This window comes from Pseudomonas sp. AB39(2026), assembly GCF_059831485.1.
Window position 1 is genome coordinate 2,986,245 of sequence record NZ_CP195212.1, and the last position, 17,787, is coordinate 3,004,031.

13 protein-coding genes, 1 tRNA gene and 1 pseudogene are annotated in these 17,787 nt (G+C 57.0%); 3 read left to right on the top strand and 12 right to left on the bottom strand.

Annotation, left to right across the window (positions count from 1 at the left end):
• Positions 1 to 38: 38 nt before the first annotated feature.
• Both ACSAMW_RS13775 and ACSAMW_RS13780 read right to left on the bottom strand, forming a co-directional pair.
• Positions 39 to 665 (bottom strand): response regulator, encoded by a 627-nt coding sequence (locus tag ACSAMW_RS13775; protein WP_500590770.1) that lies wholly within the window; start codon positions 663 to 665, stop codon positions 39 to 41.
• 30 nt (positions 666 to 695) lie between these two features.
• On the bottom strand, positions 696 to 1,421 hold the full coding sequence (locus tag ACSAMW_RS13780; protein WP_500590771.1) for a molecular chaperone: 726 nt from the start codon (positions 1,419 to 1,421) through the stop codon (positions 696 to 698).
• Between the two features lie 219 nt (positions 1,422 to 1,640).
• On the opposite strand from ACSAMW_RS13780, the gene ACSAMW_RS13785 reads away from it, so the two are divergent.
• Positions 1,641 to 1,716 (top strand) — tRNA-Thr (locus tag ACSAMW_RS13785).
• Between the two features lie 84 nt (positions 1,717 to 1,800).
• Here the strand turns inward: ACSAMW_RS13785 and ACSAMW_RS13790 are convergent.
• The 3 genes and pseudogenes from ACSAMW_RS13790 to ACSAMW_RS13800 form a co-directional block, all read right to left on the bottom strand.
• Positions 1,801 to 2,162 (bottom strand): annotated as a pseudogene (locus ACSAMW_RS13790) (transposase); the annotation flags it as partial.
• Between the two features lie 446 nt (positions 2,163 to 2,608).
• The gene (locus ACSAMW_RS13795; protein WP_500590772.1) at positions 2,609 to 3,241 is read right to left on the bottom strand and encodes a class I SAM-dependent methyltransferase; all 633 of its coding nucleotides are present in this window, start codon (positions 3,239 to 3,241) and stop codon (positions 2,609 to 2,611) included.
• Between the two features lie 865 nt (positions 3,242 to 4,106).
• The gene (locus ACSAMW_RS13800; protein ID WP_500590773.1) at positions 4,107 to 5,783 is read right to left on the bottom strand and encodes a hypothetical protein; all 1,677 of its coding nucleotides are present in this window, start codon (positions 5,781 to 5,783) and stop codon (positions 4,107 to 4,109) included.
• Positions 5,784 to 6,271: 488 nt separating this feature from the next.
• Here ACSAMW_RS13800 and ACSAMW_RS13805 point away from each other — a divergent pair, with 488 nt between their 5' ends.
• Positions 6,272 to 7,438, top strand: coding sequence for an SDR family oxidoreductase (locus tag ACSAMW_RS13805; protein ID WP_500590774.1), 1,167 nt, complete (start codon positions 6,272 to 6,274; stop codon positions 7,436 to 7,438).
• 50 nt (positions 7,439 to 7,488) lie between these two features.
• Here ACSAMW_RS13805 and ACSAMW_RS13810 read toward each other — a convergent pair whose 3' ends face one another.
• Positions 7,489 to 8,814, bottom strand: coding sequence for an ankyrin repeat domain-containing protein (locus ACSAMW_RS13810; RefSeq protein ID WP_500590775.1), 1,326 nt, complete (start codon positions 8,812 to 8,814; stop codon positions 7,489 to 7,491).
• Positions 8,815 to 9,370: 556 nt separating this feature from the next.
• Between ACSAMW_RS13810 and glpT the strand changes: the two genes are divergently transcribed.
• The gene (gene glpT / locus ACSAMW_RS13815) at positions 9,371 to 10,711 is read left to right on the top strand and encodes a glycerol-3-phosphate transporter (RefSeq protein ID WP_500590776.1); all 1,341 of its coding nucleotides are present in this window, start codon (positions 9,371 to 9,373) and stop codon (positions 10,709 to 10,711) included.
• Positions 10,712 to 10,783: 72 nt separating this feature from the next.
• Here glpT and ACSAMW_RS13820 read toward each other — a convergent pair whose 3' ends face one another.
• The 6 genes from ACSAMW_RS13820 to aguA all read right to left on the bottom strand — a co-directional run bounded on the left by ACSAMW_RS13820 (position 10,784) and on the right by aguA (position 17,780).
• The gene (locus ACSAMW_RS13820) at positions 10,784 to 12,892 is read right to left on the bottom strand and encodes a TonB-dependent siderophore receptor (RefSeq protein ID WP_500590777.1); all 2,109 of its coding nucleotides are present in this window, start codon (positions 12,890 to 12,892) and stop codon (positions 10,784 to 10,786) included.
• 179 nt (positions 12,893 to 13,071) lie between these two features.
• Complete coding sequence (locus ACSAMW_RS13825; protein ID WP_500590778.1) at positions 13,072 to 13,701, bottom strand: CatB-related O-acetyltransferase; 630 nt, start codon at positions 13,699 to 13,701, stop codon at positions 13,072 to 13,074.
• Positions 13,702 to 13,741: 40 nt separating this feature from the next.
• On the bottom strand, positions 13,742 to 14,587 hold the full coding sequence (locus ACSAMW_RS13830; RefSeq protein ID WP_500590779.1) for a glycosyltransferase family 2 protein: 846 nt from the start codon (positions 14,585 to 14,587) through the stop codon (positions 13,742 to 13,744).
• A 236-nt stretch (positions 14,588 to 14,823) separates the two neighbouring features.
• Positions 14,824 to 16,101 carry an OprD family porin gene (locus ACSAMW_RS13835; RefSeq protein ID WP_500590780.1) on the bottom strand — a complete coding sequence of 426 codons (1,278 nt, stop codon included), beginning with the start codon at positions 16,099 to 16,101 and terminating at the stop codon, positions 14,824 to 14,826.
• A 205-nt stretch (positions 16,102 to 16,306) separates the two neighbouring features.
• Entirely contained in the window at positions 16,307 to 16,501 is a 195-nt protein-coding gene (locus tag ACSAMW_RS13840) for a hypothetical protein (protein ID WP_500590781.1), read from the bottom strand.
• Between the two features lie 172 nt (positions 16,502 to 16,673).
• A complete protein-coding gene (gene aguA, locus ACSAMW_RS13845) occupies positions 16,674 to 17,780 on the bottom strand; it encodes an agmatine deiminase (protein WP_500590782.1) in 1,107 nt (368 codons plus the stop codon).
• Between the last annotated feature and the right edge of the window lie 7 nt (positions 17,781 to 17,787).

Below are 17,787 nucleotides of genomic sequence, written 5' to 3' on the forward strand. Positions count from 1 at the left end.
CAGGCACAATGCCTCTTCGCTAGCGTGTGCATAGCCATTCAAACAAGGTGATGGCGGTGCGCAAGGTCTGCCAGGCAAACCAGCGAATCCACCTTGAGTTTGGCCACCAGTCGAGACTTGTAAGAGCTGACCGTTTTATTGCTCAGCAACAATGCTTCGCCAATTTGGATGTTTGTGAACCCCAGAGCGAGATAACGCAAAATGGCCAACTCTCTCGTGGACAAGCGTGCTACCCGCTCTTGCTCGGTAGGGCCGCCCAAGGCCGGCGTTACCTGCCCCAAACAAGGTTTAGGGAAAAAGATATAACCCGACACCAGGGTACGTACCGCCTGACGAAAAACATCCAGCTGGTGTGTTTTGGTCAAAAAGCCTGCGGCACTGGCCTTCATGCAGCGCTCGGCGCTGTATTCAGCGGGATAGCTGGTGAGCACCAGAATGTCCGTGTCTAACCCCAGCTGTTTGATGCGGCTGATGACTTCGATGCCATCCAGCCCTGTTACAGCAATTTCCATTACGATCAGCTTTGGTTCAAGCCTGCGCGCCAGCGCCAGCGCTTGCACACCATCGCTGGCATGGGCAAGGGTCTTGATGCCTTCCTCAGCCAAGAGGTTCTCCACGATAATACGGATGTAGGGCTGGTCATCAACGATCAGTGCATTACGCATAGGGGTTCCTTACCATACGCCATACCTTGCTTAACGCTGGTGACGCGTGCGTTGGCTGCCCTCAACCAGCGTGAAGCAGAACCGCTGCGAGGGCGCGGCCGTCTGAATGAACGCCTGGCCAGGCCTTACATGAACGGTTCTGCCTTGCCCGCAGCCTGTTTTAGAGTGATAGGTGGAAAAATCTTCCAAGCGCACGGTGGTGTTGCCTTGGTTGGTCACGCGCACTTCCCCCTCCCGCTGCTGGAGTCGGGTATCGAAGCGCGCGGATGAAGGCTCAACCAGCACAACCCCACCGATGGCCTTGAGCATGCCTACTTGTGCTTCGATTGCCTCACGGTAGTGCGCACGCTCCTCATCCCCCAGCCCAAACGTGTCGTCCTTGGCAGGCACTACTGGGACAAAGCGCAGGCGGAAATAACGCTCACGTGTGCGGTCGCCCTCGAACAGTAAACGTACGGTTTGCATCCCTTTGGCGGGAATGATCAACCGCGTGGGGCTCGCCACCAACTCACGCTGGCCAGCGCCGGCCTGGATATCGAGGGGCAACTCCTCAACCGTGCCGTCAGGCTTGGGGATAAGCTCCCAGGCGCGTACCTTCACAAACGCGGTCGCGTCCCCACCATTAGCGATACGCTTCACCAGCACGCCTTTTTCGGCCTGCAGGTAATCGTTGAGGGACCCGATACTGATCTGCGGCCCACTCAGCGCCAACCCAGGCAAGCCAAACAACAATGCAATTACGAAGGTAAACCGCATGGAACAATAGCCTCCAACAACAAGCGAAGCGGCGTTAGGGAGGCGCCATTGTTGGAGCTTTCATACAAGGTTCATGCGGGCATTTTCTTTCTAAACTGCTCGAAATATCCAAACGATGCATAGGAATTTTCTTGGAAATCAAGCGCACACGACGTGCGGAGCCGTTTGCATGTTTCGCTTTACAGCGCGCGCGTAATCGTTATAATCAGCGCCCTCACCGCCGGTATAGCTCAGCTGGTAGAGCAACTGACTTGTAATCAGTAGGTCCCGGGTTCGATTCCTGGTGCCGGCACCACGTTTTGCCCCTACGCGTTCTATGGATACGTTGGGGTAAGAAAACCCGCCTTTTGGCGGGTTTTTTCGTTTCTGGTAGTCAGGGCTAGGCTCTGTACGAAATTAACTGTCGCAAACACCTTTGCGAGCAAGCGAGTGAAACCATCGCAGAAAAGCCTTTGGCCAGCTTTTCGTAGCGTGTACCGATCTGGCGATTTCCTTCAGGCAACCGAACATCCACTCAATGATGTTGCGTTGAGCCTATTTGGGCTTGCGCTTCATGGTCCTGGGTGGGATTACTGGCTGCATGCGGTAGTGGTCGCAGTACTGGCGCAGCGCTTCACAGTCGTAGCCTTTGTCTGCAAGCAGCCACTTGCAACGTTTGCGAGGGCGACCGCGCTGAGTCGGCGTGTGAGCGCCATCGAGCAATGGCTGTGCGTAGTTGATGTCAGTGGCATTGCCATCTGAGCAGGGCGATACACAGCCGGCGCCCGTAGAAGTGGGTTTGTTAGGCACCGCTGAAACGGCCTACAATGAACATGGCGTTTGATGTAAGCCTGAGTCAGCCTGTCGAAACTCCATGTGAGAGGGAGTTCGCACTGCGTGCTGAAGTCAGCAGATAGTAGAACAGACTAAATAGTCACCTAGGTGTGCCCAAGCCCCGCCATCAAACGCGGGGCCGAAGCCTGAAGGAGCCATCCATTTTCGCGCCTGCAGAAAGCGACCTGCGATCTGAGAGCAGTGGCTCTCTGCGATCAGCTGGCAGGAAACTGCCCATTACTGATTAACCGGCACACCGGAGAACTGGTCGGGGTGGCTACTGCTGAGCCACTTGAGGCGTACTTAAAGCGCTACATGGCGCTCAGTGCGGCCGCTCTACCAAAACAATCTACACAGTAACCATCCGAAGCCTGTTAGCGAGGGATTGGTTTCACCGCCACAAACTGAATCTCGTGCCAGTTTTTTACGGTCTCACCATTGCCGGCCTTGTAATTCGGATATTTAGGCGCTTGCGAGGCCTCCATCTTCAAGCCCTTTTCTTCCAGCAATTGCCGAATATCGCCCTCGGTCTGGAACCGCAACCGGGGGTGCTGCCCATCATTCCAGGAATGCTCGGGGCCGAACACTGAGGCGCTGAGATAGCCCCCTGGCTTGAGCGCAGCGGCAATACCTGCCAGGGTATCTTTCAATGCTTCCCCATGAATGAAAGGCAATACCCGCTGGGCATTGATCACATCCGTTGTACCTGGCTCAAGCCCGGCGTCCTGAAGCGTGCCGTGAACGACCTTTACGCCAGGCTCTTCAGTGATTGATCTGAGGACGTCAGCCGACGGGTCTATGGCCGTAACGTGGCAATTCTTCTTGTTAAAGCAGCGTGTATCCCGGCCCCCGCCTGCGCCTAGGTCAACTACTTGCCTGCGTTTATCGAAGTAGTTAGCGCCCACATGGTTGAACAATAGGCTCAAGCCCGGCGTTGGCGTTTGCGCGCTGGCGGTATTTTTAATAACGCCTTCAAACCCTACCCCAGGTGCGGAGGTGGAGGGCATAGAGGAAGTCGGCGCTGCCCGTGCGAGGGCAACAGGTGCCGCTGCCTGGCGCGCAGGCGGCGGCGTAGTACCCCGCTCGCTAGATGTGATACAGCAGAGCGTCCGCAGAAACCCTGGCTTCTGGGTGCTCGAAGCGCTTACCTGAGGGGCTCGACTCTCACGGGCGGCAACGGGTTCTAAGCTAGCGTCGCAGAGGCTACGCCCGTTGGCTTGAGAAAGGCTGTGCCGATCTGCTTCGGCGATCCTGGCCTGTGTTACGCACCTGGCATTATCCAAAGTACAGGTGACTTCAAGCTGTGCAGGCACACGTGCATCCTGCGCAAGGTTGGGGAGTTGTTCTTTAGCCACTTGGTAGCGGAGTTGGTCAGCACTACCAGGTGCAGATGCCAAAGGAGCCTTTGGGGTTTGTGCGTTAAATACATCGTGAAGAAGCTGTTGCTGCCATTGGCTCAAACTCGACATCACCCGGCCGAGGTGGGCCGTTGAATCGCCGACGGTCACCGAGGCTGGCAATGCGGTAGCGGGCGGGTGTGAGGCGCTGTCGGTATTCCCACCAATGGGCAAGTTATCCAAGGGGTAGGCTGACGCAGTGCCGCTTGCGGAGGCACGATTGTGGGGCGGAATCATGATGAAGCCTCGCGGACGAAGGACCAGTAAGCAGGCGGCCCATTAGCCACGTGCCTTTAACCCTTTTGTGTCGAAGACCACTGTCCGGTTCCCCCACCGGGCGCCTGCCTCCCATAGCTGCACTCAACGAACGAGCCTACACCGGTGCTACCGCGCTATTTTCTGCAAAACAGCTCTTCAGGTAGCCAGGCACAGGCCATGCTGGGCAACGATAAAAAGTGGCACGTGCTCTTTAGGATCACACCATGTCATCGCTGCCAGCCGGCTGAGCGGTAGGCTGCGGATTCGAGCTTGAGGGCTGGGCTTGCAATGTTGTCATTGGTATCGCTGGCGTTGAGGCAGTAGTTGCGGCTTGTGCCGGCGCCGGTCCCTGTGTTGCAGAGGGGGAGGACATGAACTCGTGGGCACGATTTCTGAGGCTGCGGCCGGCACCAGCTGTTTTATCGTAGCCAGAGGATAGCGCTTGGCCAGCCCAGCGCCCGCCCTCCATAATCCCGGTGCCGACATACTGTCCGCCTGAAACGATTCCATTACCCGTAGCAGCGAGCCCATGTCCGGTCTTTCTAGCCCCCACGGCACTTGCGTGCGCAACGGTATCAAGCCCTTTGGTTACGCCTTTGGCAACTTGGTCATCTTTATCGATTCCCTCTACGGCTTTCTCGGAAAGTCCTTTGCCGACCACCCCGCCAAATGCTTCGGCCCAGAAAGCGCCCGCCCCCAAAAATTCTTTCACGCCATCCGCAATGGCAGCAAGGGCTGCACGATTGCTCAACGCCAGTGAGGGAAGCGCGTTACGAATGGCATTAGGCCCTACGCCATACAGGGCGAAACCTCCGGCCAGCAGCGCTTCGCCAAGAAGGTTTGCCGGATCACCCACGACATCTTTGATCGCATCGCCACTGGCGAGCGCTCTCATCGCACCTGCAATGCCCTTACCAACCCGGTTGTTCAATTCCTTGGACGTGCCGCTTGAAAACAGCCAGTCTGCCTTCTCAAGGTTTTTGAGGTTATCCAGCCATTCATGGTCTTCGGAGATCGGCTTCGGATCCTGGCCTTCCGGCACGTAGTCACGCAGCCCGTAGAGCATCGCCGGCCCGGCAACGTTGCGCCGCTTATCCCGCTGCTGATTGAAATGCTCGATGGCAATGCCAGCGGCCAGGGCGGTTAAAGGCCGTAAAAGGTTTTCGATGGCCGCCGCCAGTTTAGCGTGGCCGGTCGCTTCCAGCGCTATGTGGGGACCATAGATCAAGACGAAGTTGCGGATAATGAAGGCAACCCCCCATTTATTGGCCTCATCGACCGCCTTATGGAACAGCCCCTTGTCATGAAACTCTCGCTTTTCTACTCGCGAGGCCTTTAGAGAAGAATGTACATCGGCATCTTTTGGGTTCAGGTTTTCAGTGGGCTTGAGGTCCTTCATCAGCCTGTTCAAAAATAAATTCGTTCCTGAGGCATACAGGGACGCGAAGGTATTTTGCTTGCCAATTTCTTGCAATGGCGTTTCTTGTGGGTTGTACTCGAGCACTTCCGGATGCAGGTTGCCTAGCAAGGTCATGCCCGCGAATGGCGCACCGGCCATGCCCGCCTTGATGTTGGTGAGCACTAGCGTGTCCAACTTCGCCGCGTTTTTTTCAGCTTTTTCCATACGGGCAACAGTGAAGCCCTCTTCCTGCAACTTGAAGGCCCGATCATCGCGAATAGCGTCCAGCTCCGCATTACGCGCTTCGTGCTGCTCCTGCGTACCAGGAGATCTACTGGTGGGCCGGTGCGCCTGGAAGTAGTGGTCGAGGCGGTCTCGTATTTCAACCCCGGTCGCATTTAAAGATTGAAAGGGATGGATCGATCCCGCACGTGTCGCTGGCGTGATCTCATCAGTATGGACCGGCATGTGCCTATTGACTGAATTGATATCCATTGCATGTCCTCGTAGGTGCTGGGACGGCAGGGGTTTAAAAGCGATCATGAAAGCGGAGCGGAAAATGCCCGCTGTGCAGGAGCTCTTAATGCCTCGACGGGGCACCTTGGGAAAGCCATGCGTTAGGTTAAGTGGCAGATGCGTTGGCTCGGTTCCCCCTGCCTGTCAAAAAAAGGATTGACCCATGTTGCGGTTAGCTCCAGAAGCTGGATCCAGAATCAGGTACCAGAACTGTTAAATGTAGCCGAGTATGCGTCCAGGTTGCTGGAGCCTCTGAGCATGGGGTACAACCAGCCTTGCCAATTGATAGCTTGTTAATAACGTTGACAGTGAATCTACCAAGCCAAGTTGCAGAGACTGGCTGCCTCTTTGCTTCAACCAATTAAAAGTTTCACTAAAGCGTTCTTGACTTGCCCTCTAAATCATGGTCTTTTCGAGACACCAATCGTTTCCGCCTTTCTTCTTCCCACCCTTCAAAGAGATAGCTTATGGATAAGGCTTATAACGGAAAGTGCATTTTTATCACAGGTGCTACAGGGTTCATCGGCGCGTTGCTGGTTAAAACAATTTCCGAGAAGCTCAAGGGTGTGGAGCGGATCTACTGCCTCTACCACTCCAGGGCGCCAGGTGAGGCCAGTGCGTATGATGAGCGAGTGGTGTGGATCAAAGGGGATGTAACCCGGGTCAATTGGGGGATCACCGAAGAGCTGTTGCAGAGCCTTCGGGAGCAGGTGAACATCATTTTCCACCTGGCCGCCTACACCCGGTGGGACACCGGTTTGCAGGATCAGGCGCGGGCTAATACCTTGGCCGCGCTACACGGTGCCGAACTGGCCAGTACGTTCGAACACTTGGAGCTATTTCTTGTCACCTCCAGCTATTGGGCCCAATGTAATCGCGTGGGCAACGGCACCATTAAAGAGCAGGTATACCAAGACCATACGGCTCAAGTTGAACTTGACCATATTATGGAGACCGGCAGCCACCCTAGGCTGAATGAATGGCCCAATGCCTATGCTTATGCCAAGAACCTGATGGAACGACTGCTGCACCAGCAGTACCCAAAGTTGCCCATTATGGTGGCACGTATTACGTCAGTCACAGGCGCATGGGCCTACCCTTACAAAGGCTACTGTGACTTTTCTATTTCGTTGCCGGCGTTTATCCGTGCCGTAGTAGTGGGTGGTGTAAAGTATTTCCCGCTGTCGATGAAGGCAGCGGTCAACGACATGATCCCAGTGGATATCTGCGTGAACATGCTTTTGGCCAATGCGGTCGAGCCTACCAATAGCACCTTCGAGGTTATTAACTGCTCGTCTGCTACCCGCAACATCCCAACCTTGGGCGAAGTGACCGAAATGGCAGGCCGTGTGACCTACTATGCGAACCGGGACACGTTCGAGGAGGGTTTGCAAAGCTTGGATGAGCGGCAGGCCAAGCTCAACAAAGTGATCGTCAACGCCTACGGCTTTGCCATGAGCACCTGTTTTACCTTCGACGATACCCAGGCACGCAGGCCCCTGGCCTGGATGAGCCCTGAAGCCCAGACGCGTTTCCCCATCGACATGGATGCGGTGGACTGGAGGTCTATCATCACCACCATGAAAAACACATTACTGGCGACCGCTGCCGTGGCAGCGCCGGCTGTGGGTTAAGCACTTGCAACGGGTTGGAGCAGGTAGTCGCACCTTCCTGGCTATCTGCTTCAACTCGCTGCCTCATCGTCAACCCCACCTACCCACGTCTGAAGAGGAGCAGCCCGCAGTGTCTTATTCATGGCCTGCAGTTGCGCTAATGGCTGTTCAGATAATTCGCCTTCAATGTGCTGGCTTTCGAGCCATTGATCCAGTTTTTCACGGAAGTCGGTAAAGTGCTCGGCCGAGAGGTAGATGGCCTTGCCTTGCTTGCCACCCGTTTGGCTATTTCTCGACGCGCGCAGGCGAATGACTGTGTTGGTATCCTCGGGAAGCGAGGCCCCTTTGACACGCATCCCCAGCGCCAACGTGGCAAGGTCTTGCAAATCACGGACTTCTATCTCTAGCAAACGGCCGCCATTCGCAGAACCGGCTAATGCATGGTCCTCGTCCTGATAGGAGTAGCGCAAGTGGCGGCCAGAAAAGGTTTTAACCGTGTGGGTTTTCAACGCTTTGATAGGGCTGAAGCCGAATACCAAAGGCACTACCTTCCCACTGTTGAGCAGCGCGAGGTAGGGCGCTTTACCTACCTCCAGCGTATCTAACCCGCTACGAATGGCCTGCCCGTATAGCGCTTGTAAAGGCTGCCCTTCAACAGACAGTATCTTGCCGGTACCAGATTCTTTGATGTCCAAACGCCTAGGTAAGTGCATTTCGAGTAATGACTGAATGCCGATATTTTCAGGCGACCCCGTGAGCTCGCTGGCACTACGGAGAAGCGGTACTTGCCTCAGCCAGTTGCTGACTACGGCTGCATACGTCTCGCCAGGTTGCAGGTTAAGTGTGATGGGGTTACCGCTGATGGAAAGGACCTTGCCACCTTCAATGTGCTTGTTCAATGCCTGGAGCAAACGGTGGGTAACGACACGGATAACCGGGGTCGATTCCCTGATACCAGCACCTTTGGCATAGGTGCGGGCTTTTTTTCGCAAGTTGGGCCGTGTTGTCTCCGCTTGATCGGTGGAGGGGGTGCGATCAGAAAAAAAGACTTTCCCGTTCAGAGACTCTGAGCCCCCCTTGGCATCGTTTAAGCCGCCCCTAAGCGCGCCGGCCAGCAAAATCTCTAGCCCCCATGGGCTTCCATGCCCCGCTTCCCACTTGGCATGGCCTGCTGGGGCAGTAGGGTTCAGCGATCCAACAAGTGCGTGATGCAAAGCCGCGCGTTGCGTGCTGGCAAGCCCTTCCATGCGTTCCAGGCGCTGTAATGGGCTGTGCCCTTCACTATCCAGCTGGTTGGCTTTTTCACCGCTACGTCGCAGGTCGAGGATTTTCGCTGGATCATGGTCGGCTAGGGCTTGATGAATCCTCAAAGGCTTGCCGTACAGTGCCTGGCCCATAGCGCTCACCCTGGGTCGCTTTGAGGGTTCAGGTGGGTGATCGGAGGCGGCACGTTTAAGATGGGGAGCTGAGGGGTTTTCAGCCGGTGGTTCAAGGATGATTGAAGGGCCTGCGGATGAAGTGGGGTGTTCAGGGCCAGAAACCGATGAAGGTTCATCGGACAATTGAATAACGATCGAAGGTATCTGTAAGGACGGCGAGAGCGAGGAAACCATTGCGATACATACCTACTATGCCGGTGCACGGATAAGAGTGGCCTTTTGATCGGTTCTACCGTAAGGGCTGTGCCAGAGCAGCAAGGCCTATATGCTTGAATAGGTGGTAGAAATCACCCGCCAGTTCCAGCTTGGGCAAAACCCGCTATCAAGACCGAGGCTTTCGACCGAACCGGACTTTATCCTGCAAGGGCTCACACCTTGAATGGGAACCCTGCACACCCTTATCCCTCTCCCACCCTTTATCAGAAATTCACCCCTCGCAACAAAATCTCCCATGATTTTCTGTAATGAAAATGTAATATTCGGTTTCGCAAACAATAAAAATATCGGAGACCTTATGTTCGCCTTCTTCCGCCCCGCGGCTCACCGGGCCCCGTTGCCCGAGGACAAGATCGACAGCACCTACCGGCGTCTGCGCTGGCAGATCTTCGCCGGCATCTTCTTCGGCTACGCGGGCTACTACCTGCTGCGCAAGAATTTTTCCCTGGCTATGCCTTACCTTATTGAGCAAGAAGGCTATTCACGGGGCCAACTGGGCGTGGCGATTTCGGCCATCGCCATTGCATACGGGCTGTCCAAATTTCTGATGGGGCTGGTGTCGGACCGGTCCAACCCGCGTTATTTCCTGCCGTTCGGGTTGCTGCTGTCAGCGGCAGTGATGTTTGTGTTCGGTTTCGCACATTGGGCCACGTCCAGCGTGGCGATCATGTTCGTGCTGCTGTTTATCAATGGCTGGGCACAGGGCATGGGGTGGCCACCTAGCGGGCGGACCATGGTGCACTGGTGGTCGCAGAAAGAGCGTGGCGGCGTAGTGTCCACTTGGAACGTGGCGCATAACGTAGGGGGCGGTTTGATTGGCCCGCTGTTCCTGCTGGGCTTGGGCTGGACCAACGATTGGCATGCGGCCTTTTATGTGCCCGCAGCCGTGGCGGTGCTGGTGGCGGTGTTCGCGTTCGCGACCATGCGTGATACCCCGCAGTCGGTAGGGTTGCCGCCGATCGAGGCGTACAAGAACGACTATCCAGACGGCTACGATGCCAGCCATGAAGAGGAATTCAGCGCTAAGGAAATCTTCGTCAAGTATGTGCTGCGCAACAAAATGCTGTGGTACATCGCCTTGGCCAACGTGTTCGTTTACCTGTTGCGCTATGGGGTTTTGGACTGGGCGCCTACCTACCTCAAGGAAGCCAAGCACTTCAACGTAGATACCACGTCCTGGGCGTATTTCTTCTATGAGTGGGCAGGTATTCCAGGCACCCTGCTGTGCGGCTGGATGTCGGACAAAATCTTCCGGGGCAACCGTGGCCTGACCGGCATCGTGTTTATGGCTCTGGTGACAGTGGCTACCCTGGTGTACTGGCTCAACCCACCGGGCAACCCCACCATCGACATGGCAGCGCTGTTTGCCATTGGCTTCCTGATCTATGGCCCGGTAATGCTGGTGGGCCTGCAAGCGCTGGAGCTTGCCCCCAAGAAAGCGGCCGGTACCGCAGCCGGGTTTACCGGGTTGTTCGGTTACTTGGGCGGTTCAGTGGCGGCCAGCGCGGCCATGGGTTACACCGTGGACCACTTTGGCTGGGACGGCGGGTTCGTGATGCTGGTGGCGGCGTGCGTGCTGGCGATCGTGTTCCTGATTCCAACCCTGCGCCATACGCAGGTCGCCAGCGCCAGCCGGTAAGGGTTATCTGCCTGAGTTGGGCCTCAAGGCGTTTTTCGCTTGAGTCCCAATGCAGGTAGCGCCTCGCGTGCCTTACAACTTCCAGCTCACGGACGCGGTTATATTGCGCGGATCGCCGTAGTTGCTTTGGCCGTACCGCAGGCTTTGCAGGTATTTCTCATTGGTGAGGTTATCCAGGTTGAGCTGGGTGCTCCAATGGGCATCGATGTCGTAGCGGGCCATCAGGCCTACCAGGGCATAACTGTCCTGGCGAGCCGTGGTGTCGGTGTCGTACGCCACTTCGCTCTGCCATTCCAGGCTGCCGCCCACCTTAACCTTGGGCATGCCTGGCAGGCGGTAAGTCACTGACGAGTTGAAGGCGTGGCGGGGAATAAAGCGGCGGGCGCGGCTGTCGTTGTCGTCCGTGATGTACACATAGGTATAGCCGCCGTTTACCTGCAAGCCCGGCGCTAGCTCACCGGCCATGGACAGCTCCACGCCGCTGCTGTCGTAGCTCGTGCCTTCATACACACTGCCACCCAGGCTGGCGTCGTAGCCGGCATAGGCTGCTACGTTATCCTGCTTGGTATGGAACACCGCTGCCGACACATCCAGCTTCTTCTCCATGAGCTGGCCCTTGATACCGGCTTCGTAGCTTTTGCCTTCGAGCGGGTCCAGCACGCGGCCCTGGGTGTCCAGGGAATACTGTGGGTTGTAGATCTCGGCGTAGCTGGCATAGAGCGCGTATTGCGGGGTGAGGTCGTACACCAGGCCCGCATAAGGCGTGACCTTGCCGTGTACGCGCACTTCGCGCGGGGTGTCGTAACTTTCGCCGTCGCTGTCCGCGCTCAGCATACGTGCGCCTGTGATCAGGTGCAGGTCGTCTGCCAGGCTGAAGCGTGCACCGGCATACACGCTTTTCTGCCGGTCGGTGTAGCGGGAGGTGTTTTCCGGCAGTGCAGCGTTGTAGATGGGCCGTGGCAGGTTGCCTGCCAGCGCATCTTCAAGGGATACAGGAGCATAGTTGAGGGTGTCGCCATACTGGGACGATTCACGGTTACGTGACCTGGCCCAGTTGGCCCCGAAGGTCAGCTGGTGCTCGCGGCCGGCCAGGGAGAACGGCCCTGTGAACGCCAGGTCGCCGTCCAGCTCGGTGTTTTTGTCTTTGTACTTGGAACCCAGCCCGGTGTAACCATCGCCGGCGCCATAGATGTAGAACATCTCGGTGTCTTCCCTGTGCTCTACGCCGGTAATGGTCAGCTTGGAAGTCCAGGCGTTATCGAAGGTGTGCTCCCACTCGCCAAAGGCGCGTTGAGTGTGCACGTCCCAGTACACCCAAGGCTGGGCAATGCTGGAATGGGTGCTGCTGTAGTGGACCTTGTTACCGTTGCCATCTACCAATGGCAAGGCGCCCCAGCTGGCCGCGTTGGCGTCGCTTTTCTGGTTCTCGTAGCCAACCGTCAAGGTGTCGCGCTCGCTCAGGTCAAACGCTAGCAGGCCACTGAAAATGTTTTTCTCACGCGAATAGCGGTCCAGGTACGAGTTACCGTTTTCGTTGGCGTAAATCACCCGCCCCCGCACATTGCCGCTGTCTGTGAGCGGGCCGGACACGTCCAGGTCTACACGACGCTTGTCCCAGGCACCTACGGTCATATCCACTTGGGCTTGAGGCGTATAGGTTGGGCGTTTGCGCACTAGGTTCACTGTGGCGGAAGGGTTGCCGTTCCCGGTCATCAGCCCGTTGGCACCGTGCAGGATGTCCACTTGTTCAAAGGGAGCCATGTCGATGTCGCCCACTAGCAGGCCGCTCATCAACGGCATGCCGGTGCCATCGTATTGAATGTTGTTGATGTCGAAGCCCCGTGCCGTGAAATAGGTACGGTCGGTTTCCACTTTTTGCACGTTCACGCCTGGCGTGCTGGTCAGTACATCTCGGATGCTGTTGAGTTTGAAGTCCTCGAGTTGCTCACGTTTGATGGTAGTCACCCCCTGTGGGGTTTCGTGAGCGGTGAGGTTCAACCGCGTGGTGCCTGTTGCAGGCTTGCCTTGATAGCCCACCGCCGTAACCTCGCTACCCTGCCCTGAGGCGTTGACGTCTATAGTAGGTAACGCAACGACCGCGTCATCTGCATAGGCGCCGCTCGCAACGCTAATAGCCAACAACGACAGTACCAAGGGGGTATACGAGAAGGGTGCACGCATGATTGCGCTCCAGCGGGGCAATAAAGCGCGAGATCATCCAACACTGTCAAATGCAAATCAATATCGTTACTGAAATTTAGAAAGTGGAAAGCCTATACCGTGTTCGAAAAAGGGGCGCGTACCAGGACTGATACATTTTCGGCCTTGGGCGCCCCTCTTCTAAGCCTGTGGTGCTTTGTTCAAGCCGTTGGTCGTTGTTCAGCGTAGGTAAGAAATTCCTCAATGCGGTCACTGCAAAGCATGTGCACCGTGTTGCGCAACTCATCGGTAGGCCAATCCCACCAGGCAGTAGCCAGCAGGCGCGCTCTGATCGAAGCATCTTCGAACCGCCAACGGATAAAGCGGCATGGGTTCCCGCCCACAATGGCGTAAGGCTCCACGCTTTTGGTCACCAGCGCGCCGGCGCCCACCACTGCCCCGTGACCGATAGTAACGCCGGACAGGATCATGGCGCCCATGCCCACCCAGCAGTCATTCCCGATGACCACATCACCCTTGGTGGGGTGAATGTCCTTGATCCGCTCCGCCTCCTTGAACACCTTTTGGAAGGGGTAGCACGTTACCCAGTCCGTGCGGTGAATGCCGCCAAGCAAAATGTTCACGTTGGCGGCAATCGAGGTATACGCACCGATACGCAGGGTGGCATCGGCCTCGAAATCCCAGACTTCTGGAACCCCATAGCTGCCTGGCCCTACCGAATACATGGGGTATTTGAGGCGGATCTTTTCAGGGTAGCGCTGCACCCGTTCCAACTGGTTGAGGTGTTTGCGAACCTTGCGCTTACGCCACTTTTCAAGCCATCCGGTCATTGTTCTATATCCATAGCCACACAGAGCATCCTTCAGTATTTCAGTGCGTCAGCAACCGCTTGAAGCGCCTTACCGTAGTACGGTCGATCAGCCGCCAGGGAATCTCTCGCAACAAGCGCCACGCGTCGCGCTTGTCCTGTACCACCGCATACTTGAGTGCCTTGTTGATCAACGCCACCCGGCCCCGTGCGTACTGCGGGTGCGCCTTGTAAGGGGCGATGGTGCGCAGGTCGGAATCGAGCAGCACCTTGTAGCGTTTGGAAAGGTTGTTGGGATGGCGGCGGTAGCGCGTGACCACGTCAGGAAGCACATGTACCCCGAAGCCTTGGTACGCAATGCGCAGGGTCATCTGGAAATCCTGAACTTTGATCGCAGCGTCGTAGCCACCCACTGCCTTTATTGCGCTCATGCGGTACAGGGAAACAGGTGCACCTACCACGCGCCCTTCAGCCAGTAGCGAGGCAAAATCCAGGTGCCGAATACCCTGCTGGCGCTCGGTTTTAGTAAGGGTGCCGTGCTCATCCATATACGTAATCAGGGCCCCCACCAGGCCTACCTCCGGGTGAGCTTCCAGGTAACTGGCCCGCACACTGATGGAATGCGGCAGCATGAGGTCATCCAGATCGGGCGTCGCCACATAATCACCGCGAGCGACTGACAGGCCGGTATTCAGTGCACCACTGACCCCTTGGTTGGCCTGGGTATACAGAGAAAACCCATAACGTGGCTGCAGGCTGTTCAGCAGTTCGATGCTGCGGTCCGTTGACCCGTCATCCACAATGATGACTTCGAAATTGCCGTAATCCTGGGCATAAATGCTTTCGAGCGCTTGCTCAAGGTACCGCTCGGCGTTGTAGCAAGGCGCAATGATCGAAACCAGTGGCATTGAAGCCGCAAGGGGGCGGGAAAGATGGTGCTCAGTCATAAATCAGTGCGCCCAATGGCCTCACTTTTTGACAGGCAAGCCTGAAGGGCCGCTGCCCTCAAGCAAAGCGATCGTTGTTTTAAGGACACGTATAATGCGGCATCGCTTGCGCAGTTGTCATGGCCGGAATGTCAGCGCTGATACATTTTGCTGACAGGGTGCAGAAGGCCCGCCTCAAAAAGGCGGGCCTGAAAGGGTTAGAACACGTTGATCGGGTACTCCACAAACACCCGCACTTCATTCCCATCGTCGTTGTAGCCCGACTCGCGCACATTGGTGGAGGTACGCAGCATCGAATTACGCAGGCGTACTTTCAGGTCTTTTGCGGGGCCTTCCTGCACGACGTATTGCAGTTGGTTGAACCACTCACGCTCATTGCCTTCGCCACTGTTGGTGCGGATATTGTCGCCCCGTACGTAAGCGATCTTGTAGCTCAGGCCTGGGATACCATAGGCCGCAAAGTCCAAGCCATAGGCCAGCTGCCACGAGCGCTCATCCTCGGCATTGAAGTCCGACCAGTAGGAGTTGGCCAGGAAGATAGTAGAACCCCCATCACCCACGCCGCCGTTCTTGCCATAGCCGCCGTAGTTATAGCCCGTGTCGCCGGTGCTGCGCTGGTGGGCCAGGGTGAAGGAGTGGGCGCCCAAGGCATAGGTGGCTGCCAGGCTCCAGATCGTGTTGTTCTGGCCTGTGCTCAGCTGGTCTGCATAGGATTGGTCCAAGCGTGTACGGTAACCGTTGAAGTCCAGGGTCAGGGACTGGTCGCTGGCCATGGGCATCACATAGGTCATGCCCAGGTATTGTTTCTTGAGGCGGTCCTGTACGTCGGAGGCGTAGAGCGAAGCGGTGAACTGGTCGGTGAATTTATAACTGCCCCCGAACACATCCATCTGCTTGATGCCGCCGCTGTCACGGCCTTCATCGCTTTTTCGAGTTTGGGCCGTGAAGTGCCCGGCGTTGAGTTCCAGGCCCTCTACCTCGCGAGAGGTAAGCAGGTAGCCGGTGTAACTCTCTGGCAGCAAGCGGCTGTCGTCGTAGTTCATGACAGGCAGCGCCGGCATCATCTCGCCGTATTTCAGTACGGTATTGGACACACGGAACTTGATCGCCGCGCCCGCACGCGCAATGTCGTGCTCGGGATTGCCGTGGTTGTCCTGCCGGAAGAAATCGATGCCACCTGATCCGCTGCGGCCACCGCCGCCGTCCAGGCGCAGTGCGTACAGGCCGAAAGCATCCACGCCCACGCCGACGGTACCTTGAGTGAAGCCGGAGCTGAATTGGCCAATGACGCCTTGGCCCCATTCAGCACGGTCTTCAGCCCCGTGCTTGTAGTCACGATTCATGTAGGCATTGCGCAGCAGCACATTAAGGTGGCTGTCTTCCACAAAACCTTGGGCATTGGATTGATCGCTGGCCATCGCGTGGGTAGCGGTGCAGATCCCTAGCGCCAGTACGCCGATACGGTAGTTCAACATTTTGCATTCCTTGTGCCGAGAAAAAACCCGTGGGCTGGAAGGCCCTTTGCAGAGCACAGGCCAACGCTACCAGCAGCCACAGCGGGCTCGGATCCTAGTGAGGACAGGAAAGGGTGTCAAACTACAAAACGGAGTAAAACGCGCTGGAGGAGGCAGATACGCGGGCACCCTGCTCAACGGCAGATGGGCTTTTCAGCATCGCCTGCTAAGGCTTTGCACCGCCCAGCAGTGCTTCCAGCTCATCGTCACTGATCAACCCTGCTGGATAGCGATTTGCGATCGCTTCGCGAAAGTCTTCGGGCCGTGCGCCTGTGGAGGGCCTGGTTTTGAGCGGCTGGGCAAGACCTTGGCAGGCCACGCCGTCGCTCTTTTGAGGTACCGCATCTCTGACTGCATTCATGGCTACATCCCCGGCTCAACGCGCAACGCAGGCTAAGTCCTTTTGATGACAAAACGAGGACGTTCAGGTTCGCCTTCGCTAAGCATTTAGATACAAAACCTGTGCCACCGTTCATTACGTAACACAGTGAATGCACAAAGGCCCGGCAGTTTGGTACCGGGCTTATGGGAGCTCAGGAATGGTGGGGCGCAGGTTGCTGCTGGGTCAGGCAGTGAATATTGCCGCCGCCTAGCAGCAGCTCACGCCCAGGCACGAACACCACTTCATGCTCCGGGAACACCTGCTGCAGAATAGCCTGGGCCGCGTCATCTGTGGCTTCGCCAAAGCTGGGTGCGATAATGCCGCCATTCACGATCAGGAAGTTCACGTAGGACCCGGCAAGCCGCACGGAAGGGTCTCGATGCTGGCTACCTGCGGCAATGTCGACGCCATCACATTCTTCCTCGGTAGCGAACAACGGGCCAGGGATGGGCATTTTGTGCACTATGAACGCGCGACCTTTGGCATCGGTCGTGGTTTCCAGCACGCGCAAGGCGGCCTGGCAACGGCTGTAGTTGGGGTTTTCCGGGTCGTCTGTCCAGGCCAGTAACACTTCACCGGGGCGAACGTAACAGCAGAAGTTATCCACGTGCCCATCGGTTTCATCATTGAACAGCCCATCGGGAAGCCAAACCACCTTGCTGACATTCAGGTAGTCCCCCAGTATCGCTTCGATTTGAGCACGGTCCATGTGGGGGTTGCGGTTACGGTTGAGCAGGCACTCCTCGGTGGTAATCACCGTACCCTCCCCGTCCACATGAATGGAGCCACCCTCCAGTACAAAGCCTTCTGTGCGGTAGCGTGCCAAGCGTTCCATTTCGAGCACCTTGCGGGCTACCTGGTCGTCACGCTGCCATGGGCTGTACAAGCCACCCTCGAAACCGCCCCAGGCATTGAAGCCCCAATCCACGCCGCGCACTTCCCCTTGGTCATTGATCACGAAGCTAGGGCCTGTGTCGCGCATCCAGGCGTCATCGCTGCTCATTTCCACCAGCCGGATGTTAGGAACATCCAGCCGGGCACGAGCGTTTTCGTATTGCGCCGCCGAAACGGCCACCGTCACTGGCTCGAAACGGGCGATGGCCCGGGCCAGGGTCACATGTGCGGCCTGGGCCGGCTTGCCACCGAGGCGCCAGTTGTCTGGGCGCTCGGGCCAGATCATCCAGACCTGGCTTTGGGAAGCCCACTCGGCTGGCATATGGAAGCCGTCGGCGCGTGGCGTGCTGTTCAGGGTGGTCATCAGGGGT